This window comes from Wolbachia endosymbiont (group A) of Sicus ferrugineus (genome assembly GCF_947251515.1).
Lineage (GTDB): Bacteria > Pseudomonadota > Alphaproteobacteria > Rickettsiales > Anaplasmataceae > Wolbachia.
Genome location: NZ_OX366370.1, coordinates 369,232 through 382,635 on the forward strand (window position 1 = coordinate 369,232; position 13,404 = coordinate 382,635).

At 35.0% G+C, this 13,404-nt stretch carries 15 protein-coding genes and 1 pseudogene; 10 read left to right on the forward strand and 6 right to left on the reverse strand.

The annotated features are described in order from the left end of the window. Nucleotides 1-3 precede the first annotated feature (3 nt). A complete protein-coding gene (locus OPR24_RS06585) occupies nucleotides 4-150 on the forward strand; it encodes a TomO hydrophobic C-terminal domain-containing protein (protein ID WP_458694317.1) in 147 nt (48 codons plus the stop codon). A gap of 73 nt (nucleotides 151-223) precedes the next feature. Continuing rightward, on the forward strand, nucleotides 224-1,426 hold the full coding sequence (gene hemA / locus OPR24_RS01835; RefSeq protein WP_265033622.1) for a 5-aminolevulinate synthase: 1,203 nt from the start codon (nucleotides 224-226) through the stop codon (nucleotides 1,424-1,426). Here hemA and OPR24_RS01840 read toward each other — a convergent pair. From OPR24_RS01840 to rimM, 3 genes are all read right to left on the reverse strand, one after another. Continuing rightward, entirely contained in the window at nucleotides 1,418-2,116 is a 699-nt protein-coding gene (locus OPR24_RS01840; RefSeq protein ID WP_265033623.1) for an inositol monophosphatase family protein, read from the reverse strand. The genes hemA and OPR24_RS01840 overlap by 9 nt on opposite strands. Before the next feature lie 8 nt (nucleotides 2,117-2,124). Then, on the reverse strand, nucleotides 2,125-2,691 hold the full coding sequence (efp, locus tag OPR24_RS01845) for an elongation factor P (protein ID WP_265033624.1): 567 nt from the start codon (nucleotides 2,689-2,691) through the stop codon (nucleotides 2,125-2,127). Nucleotides 2,692-2,753: 62 nt separating this feature from the next. Continuing rightward, nucleotides 2,754-3,260: a ribosome maturation factor RimM gene (gene rimM, locus OPR24_RS01850; protein ID WP_265033625.1), complete on the reverse strand. Its 507-nt coding sequence runs from the start codon at nucleotides 3,258-3,260 to the stop codon at nucleotides 2,754-2,756. A 120-nt stretch (nucleotides 3,261-3,380) separates the two neighbouring features. Here rimM and OPR24_RS01855 point away from each other — a divergent pair, with 120 nt between their 5' ends. From OPR24_RS01855 to OPR24_RS01875, 5 genes and pseudogenes are all read left to right on the forward strand, one after another. Then, nucleotides 3,381-4,115, forward strand: coding sequence for a DEAD/DEAH box helicase family protein (locus OPR24_RS01855; RefSeq protein WP_265033626.1), 735 nt, complete (start codon nucleotides 3,381-3,383; stop codon nucleotides 4,113-4,115). Then, complete coding sequence (locus OPR24_RS01860) at nucleotides 4,112-4,615, forward strand: hypothetical protein (protein WP_265033627.1); 504 nt, start codon at nucleotides 4,112-4,114, stop codon at nucleotides 4,613-4,615. Before OPR24_RS01855 ends, OPR24_RS01860 begins: the two co-directional genes overlap by 4 nt. Nucleotides 4,616-4,723: 108 nt before the next feature. Next, complete coding sequence (locus OPR24_RS01865; protein WP_265033628.1) at nucleotides 4,724-5,398, forward strand: hypothetical protein; 675 nt, start codon at nucleotides 4,724-4,726, stop codon at nucleotides 5,396-5,398. Between the two features lie 220 nt (nucleotides 5,399-5,618). After that, on the forward strand, nucleotides 5,619-6,224 hold the full coding sequence (locus OPR24_RS01870; protein ID WP_265033629.1) for a hypothetical protein: 606 nt from the start codon (nucleotides 5,619-5,621) through the stop codon (nucleotides 6,222-6,224). Nucleotides 6,225-6,268: 44 nt separating this feature from the next. Beyond that, nucleotides 6,269-7,280 (forward strand): annotated as a pseudogene (locus OPR24_RS01875) (IS630 family transposase). A gap of 823 nt (nucleotides 7,281-8,103) precedes the next feature. Here the strand turns inward: OPR24_RS01875 and OPR24_RS01880 are convergent. From OPR24_RS01880 to rpmF, 3 genes are read right to left on the reverse strand one after another with little or no spacing between them, the layout of a single operon-like run. Next, entirely contained in the window at nucleotides 8,104-9,060 is a 957-nt protein-coding gene (locus OPR24_RS01880; RefSeq protein ID WP_265033630.1) for a beta-ketoacyl-ACP synthase III, read from the reverse strand. Further along, nucleotides 9,053-10,090: a phosphate acyltransferase PlsX gene (gene plsX, locus OPR24_RS01885; RefSeq protein WP_265033970.1), complete on the reverse strand. Its 1,038-nt coding sequence runs from the start codon at nucleotides 10,088-10,090 to the stop codon at nucleotides 9,053-9,055. Before plsX ends, OPR24_RS01880 begins: the two co-directional genes overlap by 8 nt. Nucleotides 10,091-10,100: 10 nt before the next feature. Next, nucleotides 10,101-10,283 (reverse strand): 50S ribosomal protein L32, encoded by a 183-nt coding sequence (rpmF, locus tag OPR24_RS01890; RefSeq protein ID WP_265033631.1) that lies wholly within the window; start codon nucleotides 10,281-10,283, stop codon nucleotides 10,101-10,103. 339 nt (nucleotides 10,284-10,622) lie between these two features. Between rpmF and OPR24_RS01895 the strand changes: the two genes are divergently transcribed. From OPR24_RS01895 to OPR24_RS01905, 3 genes are all read left to right on the forward strand, one after another. Further along, complete coding sequence (locus OPR24_RS01895; protein WP_265033634.1) at nucleotides 10,623-11,405, forward strand: MlaE family ABC transporter permease; 783 nt, start codon at nucleotides 10,623-10,625, stop codon at nucleotides 11,403-11,405. Further along, nucleotides 11,398-12,099 carry an ABC transporter ATP-binding protein gene (locus tag OPR24_RS01900; RefSeq protein WP_265033635.1) on the forward strand — a complete coding sequence of 234 codons (702 nt, stop codon included), beginning with the start codon at nucleotides 11,398-11,400 and terminating at the stop codon, nucleotides 12,097-12,099. The genes OPR24_RS01895 and OPR24_RS01900 overlap by 8 nt, the downstream gene beginning before the upstream one ends. Nucleotides 12,100-12,206: 107 nt before the next feature. Beyond that, on the forward strand, nucleotides 12,207-13,316 hold the full coding sequence (locus OPR24_RS01905) for a hypothetical protein (protein WP_265033637.1): 1,110 nt from the start codon (nucleotides 12,207-12,209) through the stop codon (nucleotides 13,314-13,316). Nucleotides 13,317-13,404 lie beyond the last annotated feature (88 nt).

A 13,404-nucleotide genomic window follows, 5' to 3' on the forward strand; every position in this document is an offset into this window, starting at 1 on the left:
AGCTTGCTGACAACAGGAATAATAGCAGGTGTTGGAGTTCTTTGTTTAGTTGCTGCTGTAATCATATATTGCCGTAACAGACCTTCAAGTTCACTTGAGGGTAGTAATGTTGAACCTGTAGCTAACGGAAAGCTTGTTGAACAACAGTAAGTTGAAGAATAAATATTGTAGTTTACCATTTAATAATTTATTATAATTATATTAATTATTAGCGAATAAAAACTTGGTAAACTACGAAGAAATATTCTTAAATAAAATCAAAGATATAAAAGAGGAGGGGCGCTACCGTGAATTTACGCACTTTGCGTCATTGCCAGGTAGGCTCCCCCACATTATGGACTATGAAAGAAATAGGGAAATAATCGTCTGGTGCAGTAATAATTATCTGGGAATGTCGCAGAACGAGAAAGTTATTGCCGCTATTCAAAATTCATCAATTGGTGCGGGGGGGACAAGAAATATATCTGGTACAACAAAAGAGGTTGTCGAACTTGAAAAATCCTTAGCTTGTTTGCATAAAAAAGAGGCTGCTTTAACTTTTGCTTGTGGCTACCTTGCTAACCAGACAACACTTAGCACTTTATCGTCTATTATCCCAAATGTAGTAATTTTTTCAGACGAGAAGAACCATTCTTCAATGATAGAAGGCATAAAATCAGGAAAAAGACCAAAACATATATTTAGACATAATGATGTTGATCACTTAGAGCAGTTGTTAAAGTCCGTAGACACAAAAACACCAAAGATAATAGCGCTTGAATCCGTATATTCAATGGATGGCGATATAGCGCCGCTTGAGGCGATATGCGATCTTGCGGATCAACATAATGCAATTACCTATTTGGATGAGGTGCACGCAGTTGGCATGTATGGTTCACATGGTGGCGGAATTGCAGAAAGAGAAGGCCTGATGGATAGAATAACCGTTATTCAAGGTACACTATCGAAGGCTTTTGGAGTGATGGGTGGGTATATAGCGTCTTCAAAGAGCTTGGTAGATGTAATAAGAAGTTCCGCTCCAGGATTTATTTTCACCACTGCTATGTCGCCTGTTTTAGCAGCGGCAGCAAAGGCAAGCGTTGAACACCTAAAATCGAGCAACATTGAAAGGGAAAAGCAAAAGCAAGTCGTTGAAAAAGTAAAAAACTCACTGAGAAATGCAGGAATTAATTTCATTCCAACAGAAACTCATATAATTCCAATAATAATTGGCGACCCAGAGTTATCCAAAAAAGCATCAAAATTATTATTTGATGAGTATGGAATATACGTTCAACATATAAATTATCCAACGGTGCCAAGAGGAACTGAGCGTTTCCGTATTACTCCTACACCTTATCATACAGATGAAATGATAAAGCATTTGACAGGATCTCTTGTAAAAATTTTCGAAAAGTTGTCTATCTCTGTAGCCTGTTTATCCTAATTTAATATCGCCAGCGATAATCAATCCGTTGTCTTCCGTTAGCCTTCCACCGCTTTCTTGTAGAAAAAGTCTACCGAGCAAGGTTTTATATTTGTTAACTCTAGAGTAAACTATTCCACCGTGCCTTCCTGCCGCAAAGTATGCAAAGCCTAAAATTATTGAACCGATGGAGCGTACATTACTATTACCAGGCAGCAATTTATTTAATAAATTACCACTTACATCTATCAGACCCCCTTCACGGCTTTTCACCCGCATTTTTATATGACGAGATCTAAAATCCTCAAGAAAAGCACCTTTCTTTTCTTCTGCCCAAAAAGTTTCTCTAAGAGCCGGAGCATCAATTACAGCTGCCACAACTTTATTTTTATGAATGAGACAGACTGATACTGCAAAATAAACCATGCAACTAGAAAAGTTCTCCCTGCCCTCTATAGGCATAATAAACCAAGTGTAACCGTTATCTTTTATTTCTTGGTCAGTATCATCTTCGGAAATAAACTCATAGTCTTGTTTGTAGTCGTGCAAGCAATCGTATATGGTTTGCTTGGATTTTGAATAAGTTTTATTAATAAAGTCTGCTGACTTAACATTAGAAATTTGCAATTCATTAAAATCGCGCATAAGCTGCCTGGAAGCACTACGCACAGAATCAAGCATCACATTAATTCGTGGTGATGAAATGGACATTCTTCCTTTTACTCTTTTACTCTTTCATAATAGCTGTCATCTGGAGTATATACTACAATTTTATCCTCTTCTTTTATAAACTGAGGCACGTTAACGCGCATTCCGTTTTCTAAAATTGCAGGCTTATAAGAAGCAGTAGCAGTTTGTCCTTTAATAACAGACTCTGTTTCTTTCACAGCAAGTGTAACATAATCAGGCACATGCGCAGAAATTATTTTGTCTTGATAAGTTACTATTTTAACTTTCATATTATCCTGTAGATAAATCTTTTTTTCTCCCAATAAGTCCAAATTTATAGTGATTTGCTCGTAATTACTTGGATGCATAAGATTTACAATGTTTCCTTCAGTGAAAAGGTAAGCATACTCCTCTTCATCTAAAATTGCCCTTCTGATTGTTGCATCAGAGCGAAATCTTTCATAGTGTTTTGCTCCGGTTTTAATGTTTTTCATTTCGGCTTGTATGTATGCACCACCTTTACCAGGTTGAGTATGCATAATACCTACAACCAAAAATAATCCGCCGTTATGTTCCAACACCTGACCTGGTCTGATATCGTTAGCTCTTTCTGCCATAATTACATTTTCAACTTGATCTTATAATTATAAATAGCTTTATATAAATATCAAAGTCTTTATTAGTCAATAAATTCTGGCATATTTAATACTATATACCTCCCCCTTATATTTATATGTGGAAATATCTCTTTAGTGAAAGATAGCATAATGCGTTTTTTTGTGCTGATAACCAAAATTTCTAATATATCCCCTGAGCCGAAATTATACACAGATTTTATATTGCCATATAATTCATTACTTTCCAACCTTACTTCCATATCTACAAGGTCACTTTGATAAAATTCATTCTCATCATTTAGCTTCGGTAGCTTGCTTCTTTCTATATACAGCTTCTTATTCCTTAAAAGCTCTGCTTCATTAAGGGAATTTACTCCGCTGATTGTAGCTATTACTAGATTATCACCTATGACGGATACTAAGTCTATTTTATAATTCTCATCACCACTTATTAGCTCACCATATAAGGAGATATTTTCAGGTTTTTCGGTAAAAGTTTTTAATTTAACAGCTCCTTTAATTCCGTGAGGAGAAGTAATCATTCCGAGGCATACCAGATTGTCGTTCATATTAAGATGATAACTAATGTTGGATTTTTTGTCTATAAGGCATAAAATACCTAAAAATGTTTATTGTAATTCTATCAATACAATGTATTATGGAATACATTGTATTGATAGTGGGAAGATATGAGTCAATGTATTACTAATCAAATAAAAGAGCTTATCCCTCATTTAAAGGAAGTTAATAGTAAGCTACAAGGTGAATCTATAAAGCTCTTCAGTGACAAAGAATCTATAATAGTAGAACGTCGTAAACCTGTTGTTGAAGAGATGCTAAAGCATCTAGAAAGTTCTTCCATCACTAACTGTAATACTATGATTGATGCAGAAACTGGGTTTGGCAAGACTTATGATATTGGATTGTGGAGTCATGCGCTAGCTCAAGCAGGATATCACCATTTAGTTGCAGTGCCAAATGGTAATTTAGTTGAACAAGCTAAGAAAATGATAGATGGTGCATTTACTGTAGATGTTAAAACACCTAAAACTGTGCAAGAAATTAAAGATGCGCTGAAAGTCACTGAACCTACAACAATTATAGTAACACATGATCTGCTTTTACAGCAAGAGAATGATCGAAAATTTGAAGAGCAAAACGGTGAAAAGCCTAAATTGTGGGTTAGTGTTGATGAAGCAGATAGCATTAACAAGCAGCAGGACTTTGAAAATATGTGCAAACTTGATGCGGAATATCCTACGACTTACCTAACCGCAACACCAAAGAAAAGGATTTTAAACAGATGTGGAAAAATTATCAGTCCTACAAGATCAAGTAGACGCTGCATTGCAGACACTATCAAAACAGTAAATGTTATTGCAAAACTAATGAAAGAGAAAAATTCAATCGAGCATTCGTGGTGAATGTTGCTGCTACCATAATACCTTTAATTACATTATTCCCTATTATAAATAGTAATGTTGCTCCAATAATTGGTCTAACTTCAGATTATTGGCTGTATTCCGCTTTAATTGAGAATCTATATTATATAGTTTCTATGTTTATATTTAGTATAGTAATGTTGCCAATTTGGTGGGCGTTGACCAAAATAACTGGAGTAGAATCAAAAGAACTGCTCCTTAGGTTTGCTGCTAACGTGCGCAGCTTATTTACTAGGGAAAAGTCTAGTCCAGCTCATGAATATGTTGAAGAATGTGAAGAAGTTTTTAATTACAATAAACTTGTTGACTCTGATAATCTGCTGGAATCTGTGAGATGGAACATACAAAGTCCGGTTGGAGAAAATGCTCTTATTCTAGTTAATGATGTGAATAGCATAATTAACCTTAGCTTTGCGTTGCAAGGTGAGAATAATTTGGTATATGAAGATGGTACGCGTTATGAAGTTTATAATGAATTTTAGCCTGAAGGAATGTCGTACCAAGATTACAGATTCAAATTACGTCAATCAAACTTTATAAACTGCGTTAAAAAGCAACACCCCGGTCTAACGGAAGAACAGATATCTAAATTGAAAGACAAGGTAGATCTTCGCGATACTGCTAAGTATCTAGAATACAGAGTAATGCATTCAATGATTGATCTTACACTTTCGTATTTAGTGGAATGTGATAACACCGCTTTGGATAAACAAAGAAGAGAAGATTTGGGTAGATTAATAGAAGGTGTTAAAAATAAGATTAATACTGCTAATGATGGCAGCATTATAGCTTTCTTAAAGGAAAAAGGTTTTAGTGAGCAATTCGCTAGGGACAAGCTTTTACCACAGGTAAATACAGTTATTAGTGCACTGAAAACAAGCAACGATGATCGAAGCAGATTAATAGTAGACAATTGGCACTTAAGTAAAGAGCTGCATGATCTTATAGAAAGAGAAGAAGGTGTACTACACAACCTCAGCGATTTCTGCAAAAAAAATAAATGTATTTTTGCAGGACTTGGAAAAAATGATCTTGGTATTGAGACAAATAAACCTTTTTTTAAAATAACACGTAATGACGCAGGTAAATATGGAGCTGACTATTGTAATTATGACCAAGGCGATTTAAGTACATTAGCTAAATATGCGTTGACAACAATTATAGACGAGTCAAAAGGCCGTGGTTTCGATAGTGAGTATAATCACGTTGCATCAATATTTACAGATTCAACTAGTCAGTTCAACAATCCATACGCGTCAAGTTAAGGGAAAGTAGCATAAGGAAAAAGAAAAGTGGTAAAAATTATTTTAGATATTAAGTAATAAAGCTAGTAATTTATAGACTCTTCTAAAAGAATTATCTTATTTTAGATCAAAATTTCCCAAAAAATAAATGTAATAAACAAGATACCCACTTTAAATGGTGCTATATTGGGCCTTAACTTGACGCGTATGGTTCAACAATCCAGCAGAAGCTTTGCAGAATTTGGGAAGAAATAGAGAACGCAATCCTAACAGGCAACCTTGGTTTTTTGCTGCTGGAGGTGAAAAAGTTGAGTTATTTGTAGATAAAGTTTTAGCAAAATTAAAAAGCGCACCGCAGGATTTTTGTCAAGAGGTTTTATTTCCAGCTACTGATAGGTACAATAAACTAATAAAAAATAGAATGGGAATAGAGCTTGGAGAAAAAATAGAGATCTATATTAGCGAAAACATGGATGCACTAGGAAATATCGATGACGCAGCTCTGAAAAAATTTTCAAAGGATTTGATAAAAGAGGTGTATGAAAAAGTACATGATATAAATGATTTTGACGTAAGAAAGACAGAAGAAGATTTACGTAAGATTTTAAAAAGCACAGAAAAATATCTTTGTTCATATGAAGACAGAATTAAAAACAACGGTAAGTTATCTTTTACAAACAAGGTAATTTTCTTTGTTGCAAGCACAGTTGCCAAAATTGTTTATTATATATGGTTTGCATTTAATTATGTAATCTTTCTGGCTAAATCATGTACTCTGAATAAAAAAACTGATGGACAAAATGTACTAATACCAATTCCCACTATACAAAGAACGGATAGACAATAATGGGAAAAAAGCCATACTAAAGTAAGTGAAGTAGCGAGGTATAAATGGCATTAAGATCAAAATTATTGGATGAAAAAGTAGTAGAATCAGCAAAAGAAATGCTGAAGAAAGTAAGGAACAATGCATATGTTTCAAAAAAACTAAATGCTGTAATTGCGGCAAAAAAGCATAGTATAACGGCTGTAGCAAAAATATATTGAATTTCAAGAAGCGCACTAACTTCGTGGATAAAACTCTTGAAATTTGGCAGAGAAGAAAAACTGTTTGCTCCTCCATCACGCCGTAGAAAAACTAAATTAAATCAGGCTCAACTACAGCAAATTGAAGCATGTATAGAAGAAAATCCTAATATTACCATTAAAGAAATGAGAATAAGAATCCAGGAAAAGTTCGGATTAAATATCAGCAAATCTACAGTACACCGCCATATGCAAAAGATGAAATTTTCATATATTACACCAAGACCAGTACACAACGTACAAGATAAAAGTAAACAAGAGGAATTCAAAAAAAAATCTCAATGAAGTTATTGGCAAGTATCCAGAAAAAGAGCTATTTTTCTTTGATGAATCAAGGTTTGGCACACATTCGAAAGTTGGGCATGGATGGTTTAAAAAAGGCACTAGGACTCGGGTTAAAATAAAATTAGGTAGGCATAATTTTTATCTCTACAGTGCAGTTAATCCTAAAAATGGAGAGAGTTTTAGCTTATTTGCACTAAATGTTAACACTGATTGCATGAATGTATTTCTTGAGCAAATGTCGCAATATCTAGGGACAAGAGAAGCTGTTCTTGTTATGGACTGTGCTAGTTGGCATAAGTCAAAAAATTTAAAGGTAGCTAAAAATATTGAGATTATATACCTACCTCCATATTCACCTGAACTCAATCCTGTTGAGAGGCTTTGGTTATACATAAAACAGAACATTTTGCGCAATAAAATATACGATACAATTGCTCTGCTTTAGGGTGCTTTGTGCAAATTTATTACTTCTCTTGCCAGCTCCACAATTAAACAACTCTGCAATTTCTCCTATTTGACTGACCAACAATGAGAATTGGTATTATGACTCAAAACTTGTTTTTGACCTGCAGGCTCAATGACAAAATTCAGTAAAAAACTCAGGGTATTTATTGGCGGATTACATAAAATTATAGCGGCTGCATGTCTTTTAAATTTTTTCTACATTCAGCCAAACCGCGCTTAAACTAAGCGTCAGCAAATTATTACAGCACCAATTTAAATTATTATAGGGTCAAAACTCGCACCACGGGGCTTCTTTTGCCTTTTTTTTCGTTTGGTAAATTTCTTAATGTTCGTAGCTAAAGCAATTTAAGAGACCGAAAATGGTGTCATTCCAGCGCGTGACGCTGGAATCTAGTTTTTATTATGCAGCCACTTATTTAAAGTTAAGTTTCCTGGATCCAAGTAATCAGGGCACTGGGATGACACCTTGACGATTTGAAGAATCGTCATCCCGCTACGTGTTAGCGGATGAGATACCGCGGCGGTATGACGTAGGGGTTGCCGAGAACTTGTCATTCCAGTCTGGAATCTAGTTCTTATTGTACATTTACTTGATGTAGAGTTAAGTTTCCTGGATCCCAGTGTTGGCTACTTGGATGACATCATAGGGGCGCTGGGATGACACACTGACAATCGTCATTCCGCTACTTGTTAGAGGGATCTAGAGATACCGCGGCGGTATGACAGCGTTAGCTATACTTTTATACTCACCAACTCAGCATCCAATCAAGTAGTCAAAGCACTCGGATCTGGTGGACTAAAATCACAATGTTCATACAGTTATGCTGTGCCCTATGGTGTGATGTTCTACGAGTATAGCTACTTGGGTGACAGGAGGTAATGCAAGAAGTCTAATAGCGCAGCAACACGGAACCCCATGTGAGACCTGCACCTATTGCAATTAGCAGTACCAGATTTCCTGATTTTATTTTTGATTCTTGTATTGCATAGTCTAAGGCCAGTGGAATTGACGCTGCTGAGGTGTTTGCATGCTTATCAACGTTATTAATCACTTTCTCTATAGGAAAATCTAATTTCTTTACTACTGCTTCAATAATACGAATGTTTGCTTGATGGGGAATTAACCAGTCAATATCAGTGATTTTCAAATTATTGCATCTTAGTGTTTCCTCTACTGAGGCTGTTAACTTATCCACTGCATGTTTAAACACTTCTCTTCCATTCATGCATATTTTTCCGGAATCATCAGTAGAGGATACCCCTCCGTTCGTACATAATATGTCCACATTGCCATCAGAGTGTAAGTTTGTTGATATGATGCCGCTGCTACCCATTTCCGATTTTATTATCACTGCACCAGCACCATCACCAAAGAGTACACAAATTGACCTATCTTCCCAGTCAACAATCCTAGACATTATTTCAGCACCAATAACGAGCGCATATTTAATTCTATTGTTAGATTTTATGAGCGAATCAGCAACTGTAACTGCATATATAAAACCAGAGCATGCTGCTTGTACATCAAAAGAAAATGCGTTTTTACATTTTAACTTACTTTGTACAATCGTTGCACAGCTAGGCAAAGTTTTATCAGGCGTTGTTGTTGCAACTATAATCAAGTCAATTTCATCTACTGAAATTTTAGCTTTTTCTATAGCACTTTTTGCTGCATTTACAGCTAGATCTGACGTTAATTCTCCTTCATCTGCTATATGCCTTTGAACTATTCCTGTTCTCTGCCTTATCCATTCATCGCTTGTCTCAACTATCGATGCAATTTCGTTGTTACTCAACGTTTTTCTTGGTAGATAAGATCCAGTGCTTAATATGAAACTTTTATTCAATATGACTTATCCCGTTAATTATCTTTTGATTTAAATTTTCACTAATTGCATTTACTGCAAATTTTATAGCATGGGCAAAAGAAATAGCATCAGAATTTCCATGACTTTTAATGATGATACCATTCAGCCCTAAAAACATAGCTCCACTTCTAATTTTGGGATTAAAACGCGTTAATGCTTTATTTAGTTTAGATTTTAACAATATACCAATAAGCATTTTCGCTATCCACGACTTGAATACTTCCTGCTTTATTAGATTGATAAAAGTACTAGCGGTTGCCTCAGCTGTTTTGAGCATTACATTACCAACAAAACCATCAGCAACAATCACATCTATATTACCCTCTAAAAATTCACTTGCCTCTATATACCCTTTGAAATTAATGCCTGGAGCGTTTTTAAGCAACTCAAAAGCGCCGCGCACTGAGTCATTACCTTTAACTTCTTCTGTACCGATATTTAGCAAAGCAACCTCAGGATTGTCAATTTTTAGCGCTACTTTTGCAAATATACTTCCCATTAATGCAAATTGGAATAACGAATCGGCATTACAATCGACATTTGCACCAAGATCAAGCAAAGCGAAGCTTTTTGTCTTAGTTGGACAGATAGAGACAATAGCAGGACGATAAATATTTGGTAATGTTCCTAAAATAAATCTGGAAATTGCCATCAACGCCCCGGTGTTGCCTGAAGATACCACTCCGAAAGCTTTACCTTCTTTCACTGCAACAATTGCAGCTTTCATACTTGAGTCTTTACGATGTCTCAGCGCAAAAGATGGCTTATCATTTGCAAGGACATTGTCAGAACAATGAGTAAACTCAGAATTGTTACTTACTTTTTTATATTTCAAAAGCAAAGGAGATACTTTTTCCTTATCTCCATAAATATGAAAAAGAACTTTAATGCCTGGGTCAACAAGATTATCCAAAAAAAAACCAGCACCCTGAATTACGGAAAGAGGCGCAAAATCGCCCCCCATAGCGTCAAGTGCAATAACTATGTGATTATTGACCGTAGGTAACATACCATAATAGTCATTCTGCCTGTTGCTTAATGAAAACTCGTTTTCCTTTGTAACTGCCATCGACTGCTACATTGTGAGGCAACATGAATTCTCCAGTTGTTGAACATACCATAACATTCTTAGGCTCAATAGCATGATGAGAACGATGCATATTACGCCTTGACTTCGACTTTTTTCTTTTTGGAACTGCCAAAACTTCCTCCATTCTACTACAAAATTCAATTCATTAGTAACATGTTTTTTACAAGAAGTAAACAGGGATAATAAAATAAGTAAGGTTTGCTTATGTAATTGAGTCCTATAGCTAAAGTGGCTTAGGTTTACCTACAATTTGAAAAACCGTCATTCCGCTACTCGTTAGCGCCGCGGCGGTATGACGTAGGGAAACCTTTCTTGGGTTAGCTATATGAGCTTTAAATTAAAACATCAAGTATGTTGAACTTAAAACATATCTCAGCTATACTTTGCGATAAAGTTAATAAAAATTTTAATAAAATCAGTAAGACTAACCTCTAGCTAAAATGAATACAAAGTGAGCTTTTTTGATATAAATAGTGTTAGAATAATTGGTAGGTACTTTATCAATTTTTTGTTAAGGCTTGGTAGTGCATTCATATTTTTTATTCAATCTCTATACCACTGCTTTATGCCACCATATTATTTTAGCAACGTAGCAAAACAAATTATAGAGATAGGCTTTTTCTCTCTGCCAATTGTTGGGCTCACTGGAGTTTTTATAGGAGCGGCGATAGTTTTACAAAGCAGCTTGAGTGACTCATTAATTAACCAAGAGCAGATAATACCCAAACTTGTTACAATCACTATCATTAAAGAGTTAGGACCAGTTTTGATCAGCTTAATAATGGTAGGAAAGGTTGGATCATCAATTGCGGCAGAAATTGGTACAATGCGCATCACCGAGCAAATAGATGCCCTTACAACTTTGAACATCAACCCTTTCAAATATTTAATTGCACCGAGAGTTTTGGCATCAGTTATAGTATTCCCTATACTTACAATATGTGCAGATCTAATAGGAATATTTGGAGGGTATGTCACTGCAGTCTTCGAATTTAACCACAATCTAAATATATACATTAAATACACAGCTCAATTCTTTAATATGTACGATTTTATTGTTGGGCTAATAAAAGCAATTGCTTTTGGCTCCATAATTTCTGTCTCAAGTTGCTATTACGGTTACCATTGCAAAGAAGGTGCACGAGGAGTAGGTGTTGCTACAACATCAACTGTTATTTTATCGTCCATACTGATCATTTTAGCAAACTACATGATTACTTTGATACATGCGTAACCCCATAATATCAATATTGAACTTAAGCTTATCTTTTGATGATAGGACAGTACTAAAAGATCTAAGTTTCGATATATTAAAAGGGGAATCATTAGTCATACTTGGCGGCTCAGGGAGCGGCAAATCTGTACTAACAAAAACAATTATCGGCTTGCTTGCTCCAGACTCAGGGTCTGTTAAAATAAATAGTAAAAGCAAAAATAAATTTGGGGTTTTATTTCAAAATTCCGCTTTATTTGACTACGTTACAGTGTGGGAAAATATATCTTTTAATTATAAAAAGCGCTTTAATATCAGCAAAAAGGAGGCAAAACAGCTAGCAATCGAGAAGTTAAATGATGTTGGACTGGAGGAAAGCATAGCAGATATGTTTCCAATAGAGCTATCAGGTGGAATGAAAAAAAGAGTAGCACTTGCAAGGGCGATTGCACACAATCCAGAAATCATCGTATTAGATGAGCCAACTTCAGGATTGGACCCAATTATGTCAGATATAGTAAACGAGATAATAATAAAATTATCTAAAGATCTTAACACTACAATTATCACGATTACACATGATATTCATAGCGCATTTAAAATAGCTGACAAAATAGCAGTATTATATGAAGGGGAGATCATTTCCCATGGAACTGTTCAGGAAATACAAAATACTAATAACGAATATATAAAAAAATTCATTCGTTATATATAGCTATAGGTTCACAAACGAGATTGTGAGTACTAAACAGTTTAACATAAAAATTGACAAAGCTCGATTCTTAAAGTATGTTTAATTGAAGTAGTAATTACGAAACTATAATGGCGGTAAAGCTCATAAGAAAACGTTTATATCAATCTATAATGCTGCCACTGACAGCACTGCTTTTTATAGCAGTAGCTCCATTCTTCTTGATTATTGCTATCTGGGAGACAAAAAACATAAATATAGCATTAAAGTACATTATTATTGCTCCATTGGTAGTGCTGTGTTTGCTATGTGTAATACCAGCTTTAGTATTAAATTTATTGGCTTATGCATCATTGAAGGTTGCAAAAATTACACTTTTTCCTGAGTTCTTTTTGTCTTTGTGGATTAAGGAAGGAATTAAATTTAGTAGAGTTTTTAGCTTATCTATTACCCAGTTCTCCGGTGACGGTCTATATACAGCAGACCTTGAAAATTTTCTTGAGGTAAAAGATAGTAACAAAGAACTTTTAACAGAGCTTCTCAAGAATGGTGATTTTAGTATAAGGGAAGTTATCTCTTGCTGCGTAGGACACTCAAGGCTTATAGCAAGTGTCACTACTAAGATTCATGACAAAGAGAAATCAAAAATTATATCCGACTATTTAGGCCTAAGTAACTCAAAACCTTTAGTTCAGAAAGAGGGGTATGGCAGATATCATATACATGAAATCTATAACACACATGAAAAGCTTGCTAGAGTAGTTAATGCTATCGATATAGAATTACTTAAAACACTGTTTAAGTTAGATGGATTTTTACTAGGGAGGGATCCAAGATATGCACATGCCTCACACTTATCTAACTTCGTAGACTTATTTGACAACCATGATTTAGTGAAGAATATGTCTGATGCCTTTAGAGATAAAAAGATGCTTGCTGTGCAAATAACTAAATATATACCAGTAATCCTTTGTTGCTCATATGATAGATATGATGGGTACCACAAAAAAAGAATAATTCAAGATAATCTTAGAAGATTACTTTTAAAGAAAGATTTAGTTGAAGCCCTACCTTCTGATTTCAGTTATCAGTCCAGTCTGTTTGGAGCGATCAAAGATTTTTTGCACAGAAAGATGAGTGAAGAAGAGTTTGATAGCTTCGCTTCAATGTTGGAAAATAAAAATGTGATTGATAATTTAAAACATATTGATGACCTCAAAGATACTTTTCCGCCTGATTAATCAGAATTCTTCCGTAGTCGTATTGGTTTCTTAGGATGCAAAGAGATTTATGACATTCACGTATCTGCCTCATTTTTAATAGAAAAGT

Bases quoted from the DNA above. Each gene is read 5' to 3' on its own strand.
- OPR24_RS01840 (WP_265033623.1), bottom strand. From the start codon at position 2,116: ATGTCCATTTCATCACCACGAATTAATGTGATGCTTGATTCTGTGCGT.
- efp (WP_265033624.1), bottom strand. From the start codon at position 2,691: ATGGCAGAAAGAGCTAACGATATCAGACCAGGTCAGGTGTTGGAACAT.
- rimM (WP_265033625.1), bottom strand. From the start codon at position 3,260: ATGAACGACAATCTGGTATGCCTCGGAATGATTACTTCTCCTCACGGA.
- OPR24_RS01855 (WP_265033626.1), top strand. From the start codon at position 3,381: ATGAGTCAATGTATTACTAATCAAATAAAAGAGCTTATCCCTCATTTA.
- plsX (WP_265033970.1), bottom strand. From the start codon at position 10,090: ATGTTACCTACGGTCAATAATCACATAGTTATTGCACTTGACGCTATG.
- OPR24_RS01900 (WP_265033635.1), top strand. From the start codon at position 11,398: ATGCGTAACCCCATAATATCAATATTGAACTTAAGCTTATCTTTTGAT.
- OPR24_RS01905 (WP_265033637.1), top strand. From the start codon at position 12,207: ATGGCGGTAAAGCTCATAAGAAAACGTTTATATCAATCTATAATGCTG.